This window comes from Chromobacterium sp., from assembly GCF_041912965.1.
Lineage (GTDB): Bacteria > Pseudomonadota > Gammaproteobacteria > Burkholderiales > Chromobacteriaceae > Chromobacterium > Chromobacterium aquaticum.
Genome location: NZ_JAYSGF010000040.1, coordinates 37,378 through 44,132 on the forward strand (window position 1 = coordinate 37,378; position 6,755 = coordinate 44,132).

A 6,755-nucleotide genomic window follows, 5' to 3' on the forward strand; every position below is an offset into this window, starting at 1 on the left:
ACCTATTCCGCCCAAGGCATTGTTCCAATGATGAAAATCACCAGATCAAAACAAATTGGCATATGGGACTAATTTTTAATAATTTCCAAGAATTTGCAAGATGCCTTAGCATCAGCTCATCGCATGTCATGGGTTTATCCATGGCAGGAAATTTCTCGGAATCACGATGCGCCGGCATCTTCTGAAAACGCGCCGCCACAGGCGCGATCGAAACCCGCGGCGCGTCTTCAGACTAGGGGCATCACCATGAAACACGCCATCGCACTGGCCATCGCCTTGAGCGCTACCGCCACCGCCGCCTGGGCCGACCGCCTGGACGACATCAAGAAAGCCGGCGTGCTGCGTGTCGCCGCCTTCGACAGCAACCCGCCCTTCGGCTTCCTCGACGCCAAAACCCGCCAGATTTCCGGCCTGGACGTGGACGTGGCCCAGCACATCGCCAAGAAACTGGGCGTCAAACTCAGCCTGATCCCCACCAACCCGGCCAACCGCGTGCCGCTGCTGGTGTCCGGCAAGGCCGATCTGGTGGCCGCCAACTTCACCGTCACCGACGAGCGCAAGAAGCAAGTGGCGTTCAGCCTGCCCTACTTCGCCTCCGGCCAGCAGTTCATCGCCCGCAAGGGATCGTTGCAAAAGCCGGAGCAACTGGCCGGCCTGCGCGTGGGCGTGGACAAGGGCACCACCCAGGAAGTGAACCTGCGCGACAAATACCCGAAAACCACCGTGGTGGCCTATGACGACACCCCGCTGGCCTTCACCGCGCTGCGCAACGGCAATGTCCAGGCCATCAGCCAGGACGGCTCCAAGCTGGCCGCCTTGCTGGCCAATGCGCCGGACAAGGCCAAGTTCGAGCTGGCGCCGTTCACCCTGACCCGCGAATACCAGGCCATCGGCCTGCCCAAGGGCGAGGCGCGGCTGCTGAAGGCGGTGAACGACAGCCTGCTGGAGCTGGAAAAATCCGGCCAGGCCGCCAAGATCTACAATCAGTGGTTCGGCCCGGCCACCAAGGCGCCGCTGCCTAGGGACTTCAAGATCGGCGAAGCCAGCTAAGACCCGCGTTTTCCCATCCGTATCCCCAGCCGCCGGGCACGCCCGGCGGTTTCGCCATTTCAGACGCCGCCGGCGCTGCAAGGCGGAGCGCAATCGCAATACAGGACCGCAAGCAATGAATCCCCCCTCCTGGCTCGGCCACCACTGGCTGGAGCCCCATTATCTGGGCTGGCTGCTCAAGGGCGCGCTGCTCACCGGCTGGCTGGCCCTGCTGGTCTGCGCCGCCGCCACCGCGCTCGGCATGCTGCTGACCGCGGCGCTGGAGTCGCGCTGGCGCGCGCTGGGCCGCGGCGCCGGACTCTGGGTCAGCCTGCACCGCAACACCCCGCTGATGGTGCAATTGCTGCTGTGGTATTTCGGCGTGGCCGGCCTGCTGCCGGAGGCCGCCATGCTGTGGCTGAACAGCCCGCGCAGCCTGCCCTTGCCGGGCGGCCTGGCCTTGCCGTGGCCGTCCTTTGAATTCCTGGCCGCGCTGGTGGGCCTGACGCTATACAGCGCCAGCTTCATCTGCGGCGAACTGCAGGCCGGACTGCGCGGCGTCGCCGCCGGCCAGCGCCAGGCCGCGCGCGCGCTGGGCATGAACGGCTGGCAGGAATTCCGCTGGGTGGTGCTGCCGCAGGCCTGGGCGCTGGCGCGCCGACCGCTGATCGGCCAGTACACCGCGGTGGTGAAGAACACCTCGCTGGCGATGGCCATAGGCGTGGCCGAGCTGTCCTACACCTCGCGTCAAGTGGAAACCGAAACCTTGCTCGCCTTCCAGGCCTTCGCCGTCGCCACCGCAGCCTATCTGCTGCTGGTGCTACTGACCCAGGCACTGAGCCAGCGCGGCGAGCCGGCATGGAGGGCGCCGCGATGATGCCGCCGGTGATTCAGGACAATCTCGATTATCTGCTGTGGGGCAATCTGGCCAACGGCGAGCCCGGCGGCCTGCTGCTGACCCTGGCCATCAGCGCCGCCGCCGGCGTGCTGGCCAGCCTGCTGGGCCTGGCCGGCGGCATCGCCCTGGTGATGGGCGGACCCGGCTCGCGCCGCGCGCTGGGCACGCTGGTGGCGCTGCTGCGCGCCATACCGGTGCTGATGCTGATCTTCTGGTGCTATTTCCTGCTGCCCATCCTGTTTGGCGTGGATATCCCCGGCGTGCTCACCGTGGTGCTGGCGCTGGCGCTGATCAACGCCGCCTATCTGAGCCAGTCGGTGCAGGCCGGCATCGCCGCCATCGGCCCCGGCCAATGGGCGGCCGGGCTGTCGCTGGGGCTGGACCGCTGGCAGACGCTGCGGCTGATCGTTCTGCCGCAGGCCTTGCGCATGATGCTGCCCTCCTTCGTCAATCAGTGGATCACCCTGATCAAGGACAGCTCGCTGGCCTATGTGGTGGGCGTGGCCGAATTCACCTTCGTCGCCACCCAGGTCAACAACCGCGAACAGGTCTACCCGCTGGAGATTTTCGCCTTCATCGCGCTGGCTTATTTCCTGGTCTGCGGCGGCCTGCAGTTGCTGGGCCGCTGGAGCGACAGGCGCTGGAGTCTGCCGGCCCGGGCCTGAGAACCTGTTCAAGGTCTGCTGCGCTTCGTGAGGCGTAGCACGGTGAGTACGAGCTCAAAATGCTCATGTACCACGTGTACATTCCGCTTTTTCGCTCGTTTTCGCCTTGTCTCGCCCTTGCTCGCGAGACTTTGAACAGGCTCTGAGCCCGGGGAAAACCTTCCCGGGTCTTGAAGCGACCTCATAGCATTGGGCAGCGCACGCGCCGGAGTCCTGTAGCGCGGGGCTCCGGCTTTTTGATTCGAGCAGAATGCGTTTCACTTGGAACCGCGGCGAGCAAGCGCTTGATCCGCGTCAAGCCGCCTCGCAACAGCCCGTGCGTCTACGGGGGAGCCGGGCGTAGCCTATTTCGGTCTCGGACAATCAGGATAATCATCATGCACTTGTCGCTACGCTTCGCCATCGTTTCCGCCTTCGCCGCCCTGCACCTCAGCCCGCACGCGCACGCCATGCCGGCCGCGCCGGACTACGTCGACGACAGCCAATACCTGTCCGCCGCGCGCCAGCGGGTGCTGCCGCCGGACATCCCTTGGCGGGGGGATAGCCAGCGCTTCGCCGCCAAGGCGGACGACCCATGGGCCACCCCGCTGGAAGCCAGCGGCTTCAAGCACACGCCGGCCTACCCGGAAACCATCGCCTATCTGAACCGGCTGGCCGCCGCCAAGCCGGCGCTGCTCAAGCTCAGCCCGATGGCGGAGAAAACCGACCAGGGCCACGACATGATGATGGCGGTGGTGTCCGCCGCCGCCGACAAATCGCCGCAGGGCCTGCGCGCCAGCGGCAAGCCGCTGATCTATGTGCAAGCCGGCATCCACCCCGGCGAAGCCAATGGCAAGGACGCCGGGCTGATGCTGATCCGCGACCTGCTGATCCGCGACGACGCGCTGCTGTCCAAGGTCAACCTGCTGTTCGTCCCCACCGTCAACGTGGACGGCGACATGCGCTACGGCAAATACGGCCGCATCAACCAGAACGGGCCGGAACAGACCGGCTGGCGCGTCAACGGCCGCAACCTCAACCTGAACCGCGACTTCACCAAGCTGGACAGCCCGGAAATCCGCAATGTGGCGCGCGCGCTCAACGACTACCAGCCGGACTTCTTCATCGACACCCACAGCACCGACGGCGTCAACTACCAGTACGACGTCACTTATTGCAATAACGGCCAGGGCTGGTCGCCCGCGTCCAGCCGCTGGATGGACCAGGTGATGACGCCCGAGGTCTATCGCGAGCTGCGCCGCTACGGCCACGAGCCCAATGTCTGCATCTCGATGAACGACAACGAGAACCCCGACAAGGGCTATTACCCGTATTACAGCGACCTGGCGCGCTTCTCCAACCAGTACGCCGACGCCCGCGGCATCCCCGCCATCCTGGTGGAACTGCACGCGCTCAAGCCCTACAAGCAGCAAGTGCTGGGCAACTACGTGCTCTACCGCGCCATCTTCGACAGCGTGTCCCGCCATTACGACGGCCTGCGCGCCGCCATCGCCAAGGACCGCGCCGCGCGGCCGGACCCGGTGACGCTGACCTGGAAGGAAGCCGAGGGCAAGCCCAAGCTGGTGGACTTCAAGGGCGTCAAGTTCGACAAAGTGCCCTCCCCCATCACCGGCGACAAAATCGTGCGCTGGAGCAATCAGCCGCGCGACTACCGCCTGCCCATCACCCCGCTGACCGTGCCGGACCTGATCGCCGCGCGGCCCAAGGCCTATGTGGTGCCGGCGCAATGGCACGAGGTGATCGCCCGCCTGCGCGCCCACGGCATCCAGCTACGCGAGCTGAGCCGCCCGGAAACCCTGGACGTCACCGTCTACCGGCTGGACGACATCAAGCTGGGCACCCCGTTCGAGCCGGATCGCGAATCCGCCGACAAGATTCCCGGCTACGAAGGCCGCTTGCTGATAGACGGCAAGCCCAGCCCGCTGCAGCGCAAAGTCACCTATCCGGCCGGCTCCGTGATGGTGGACCCGCAACAGCCGCTGGGCACGCTGGCGATGCTGCTGCTGGAACCGAGCAGCCCGGACTCCTTCCTGCACTGGGGCTTCTTCAACGCCAACCTCACCTCGGCGGAAGCGCCGGAAGCCTATGTGATGGAACCGATGGCGCGGCGCATGCTGGCGGAAAGCCCGGCCTTGCGCCAGGCCTTCCAGGCCAGGCTCAAGGACCCCAAGTTCGCCAAGGACCGCAACGCCCGGCTCAACTGGTTCTATGAGCAGACCCCGTTCGCCGACAGCAATCGCTTCCTCTACCCGGTGGGCATCGTGCGCTAAGAACCTGTTTACGATCTGCTGCGCGTCGCGGATGCCTTACACGGTGAGTGCGCCTTCGAAATGCTCATGTACCACGCGTACATTCCGCTTTCTCAGCCGCAACGCCTTGTCTCGCCTTAGCTCGCGAGATCGTAAACAGGTTCTAAACCCTGGAGCGCGCAAGCGGCGGCCGGTTTGTCTACACTAGAAGGATTCAAACCGGACGTCGCCATCATGGCGGCCAGGACAACAACTCGCATCAGGCGGGGCGGGCAGCAGATCGTTTCCATGTTTGCAGCGGCGGACCGGCCTTGGCCGGTCAACAGCCGCAACCAGGAGAAACCCATGCACATCAAGGTCCTCGGCGCCGCCGCCGGCATTGGCCATCCCCATCACACCACCAGCTTCCTGATCGACGACGACACCCTGATAGACTGCGGCACCGGCGTCACCAGCCTGCGCGCCGACGAAATGCTATCCATCCGCCAAGTGTTGCTCACCCATAGCCACGCCGACCACTGCGGCTGCCTGCCGCTGCTGGCCGATGTCCACGCCAGCCATCGCGGCCCCGGCCTCACGGTCTACAGCCAGCAGGAAACGCTGGACGCGCTGCGCGCCCATCTGTTCAACGGCGAACTGTGGCCGGACTACACCCGCCAGCCCAGCGCCGAACAACCCTGGCTGCGGCTGCAGGCGGTGGAACCCGGCTACGCGCTGCCGCTGGGCGAAGGGCTGGCCACCGCGCTGCCGGCCAATCACAGCGTGCCGGCCTTGGGCTGGCTGATAGAAGGCAGCTGGCGCGCGCTGGCCTTCAGCGGCGACAGCGGACCCTGCCCGGCCTTTTGGCAATGGGTGTCCAATGTGCCCTCGCTGACCGATGTGATCTGCGAGCTGACCTATACCGACGAACGCCAGGCCGAGGCCGCGCGCCAGGGCCATATGACGCCGGCCCTGCTGCTGCCCTTCCTGCCGCAACTGCCGGCCAACACCCATCTGTGGATCAGCCATATCGACCCCGGCTGCCGCGAACACATGCTGGAACAGCTGCACTCGGAATACCCCAACGGCCTGCGCGTCTGCCCGCTGCGCGAAGGCATGCTGATCGAACTGTAGCCGCCGGAGGTCCGCGCGATGCAAGGCTATCAACTCTCGTTCTTCACTCAGCAAGGTCATAGTCACGATGGCCAGCCGCTGGCGGAATGGATCGTGCAGCAAGCGCGGCGGCTGGGCATACGCGGCGCTACCTTGTTCGCCGCCAGCGAAGGCTACGGCCGCCACCGCCGGCTGCACTCCGCCCACTTCTTCGACCTGGCGGACCAGCCGGAAGAAGTGACGCTGGCGCTCAGCGCCGACGAGGCCGAACAACTGCTGGCCGCGCTCGCCGCCGCCGGGGTCAGGGTGTTTTACGTGAAAACGCCGGTGGAATTCGGCGTGTTGGGGGAGGAGGAATCGTAAAAGCGCAGCGCCAAGGGACGGCGGATAAAACAAACCCGCCGATGGGCGAGGGAGAAGCTGCGTCGATTCAAGCGCTCAAACGCTCCGGCAGAGGCTGACGCTCTTCCTTCATATGCTCGTACACGTCTTTCACCAGCGCGACGATGCCATGCAAAGCCTTGTCCTGAGTACTGTCAAGGTGCGACAGCAAGGGAAACTCGTCGCAGAGCCCAACATACTCCTCGTCTTCCGACGACCAGACGACCCGGTATGAGTAGTGTCGATAATCCATCTTACGCTCCTTCAATCTTCTCAATCGCTTTCAGCACCTGCTTAACCTGATAGGCTTTCGCTTTGCCGTGGCCATTGTCTTGAATATTAACCCCGCCCGGCACACCTGGGATCTTGTAGATATGATGGCTGCCCTTAGAACCTGTTTACGATCTTTTTGTAAGCGATAATGGGCTAGTGAAGAGAAAA

The 6,755-nt window shown here is 64.7% G+C and carries 7 protein-coding genes; 6 read left to right on the top strand and 1 reads right to left on the bottom strand.

From position 1 onward, the window contains the following. Nucleotides 1-246: 246 nt before the first annotated feature. The 6 genes from ACE3QM_RS18560 to ACE3QM_RS18585 all read left to right on the top strand — a co-directional run bounded on the left by ACE3QM_RS18560 (nt 247) and on the right by ACE3QM_RS18585 (nt 6,296). Nucleotides 247-1,050: an ABC transporter substrate-binding protein gene (locus ACE3QM_RS18560; protein ID WP_107798453.1), complete on the top strand. Its 804-nt coding sequence runs from the start codon at nt 247-249 to the stop codon at nt 1,048-1,050. Between the two features lie 115 nt (nt 1,051-1,165). Beyond that, entirely contained in the window at nt 1,166-1,906 is a 741-nt protein-coding gene (locus ACE3QM_RS18565; RefSeq protein ID WP_374423954.1) for an amino acid ABC transporter permease, read from the top strand. Further along, entirely contained in the window at nt 1,888-2,592 is a 705-nt protein-coding gene (locus ACE3QM_RS18570) for an amino acid ABC transporter permease (protein ID WP_374423956.1), read from the top strand. The genes ACE3QM_RS18565 and ACE3QM_RS18570 overlap by 19 nt, the downstream gene beginning before the upstream one ends. Before the next feature lie 377 nt (nt 2,593-2,969). Next, the gene (locus ACE3QM_RS18575) at nt 2,970-4,862 is read left to right on the top strand and encodes a M14 family metallopeptidase (RefSeq protein WP_374423958.1); all 1,893 of its coding nucleotides are present in this window, start codon (nt 2,970-2,972) and stop codon (nt 4,860-4,862) included. Between the two features lie 324 nt (nt 4,863-5,186). Further along, nucleotides 5,187-5,954 carry a 3',5'-cyclic-nucleotide phosphodiesterase gene (locus ACE3QM_RS18580; RefSeq protein WP_374423960.1) on the top strand — a complete coding sequence of 256 codons (768 nt, stop codon included), beginning with the start codon at nt 5,187-5,189 and terminating at the stop codon, nt 5,952-5,954. Between the two features lie 18 nt (nt 5,955-5,972). Further along, nucleotides 5,973-6,296 carry a DUF190 domain-containing protein gene (locus tag ACE3QM_RS18585; protein WP_048409884.1) on the top strand — a complete coding sequence of 108 codons (324 nt, stop codon included), beginning with the start codon at nt 5,973-5,975 and terminating at the stop codon, nt 6,294-6,296. Nucleotides 6,297-6,363: 67 nt separating this feature from the next. Here ACE3QM_RS18585 and ACE3QM_RS18590 read toward each other — a convergent pair whose 3' ends face one another. Then, complete coding sequence (locus tag ACE3QM_RS18590; RefSeq protein WP_048409942.1) at nt 6,364-6,567, bottom strand: hypothetical protein; 204 nt, start codon at nt 6,565-6,567, stop codon at nt 6,364-6,366. Between the last annotated feature and the right edge of the window lie 188 nt (nt 6,568-6,755).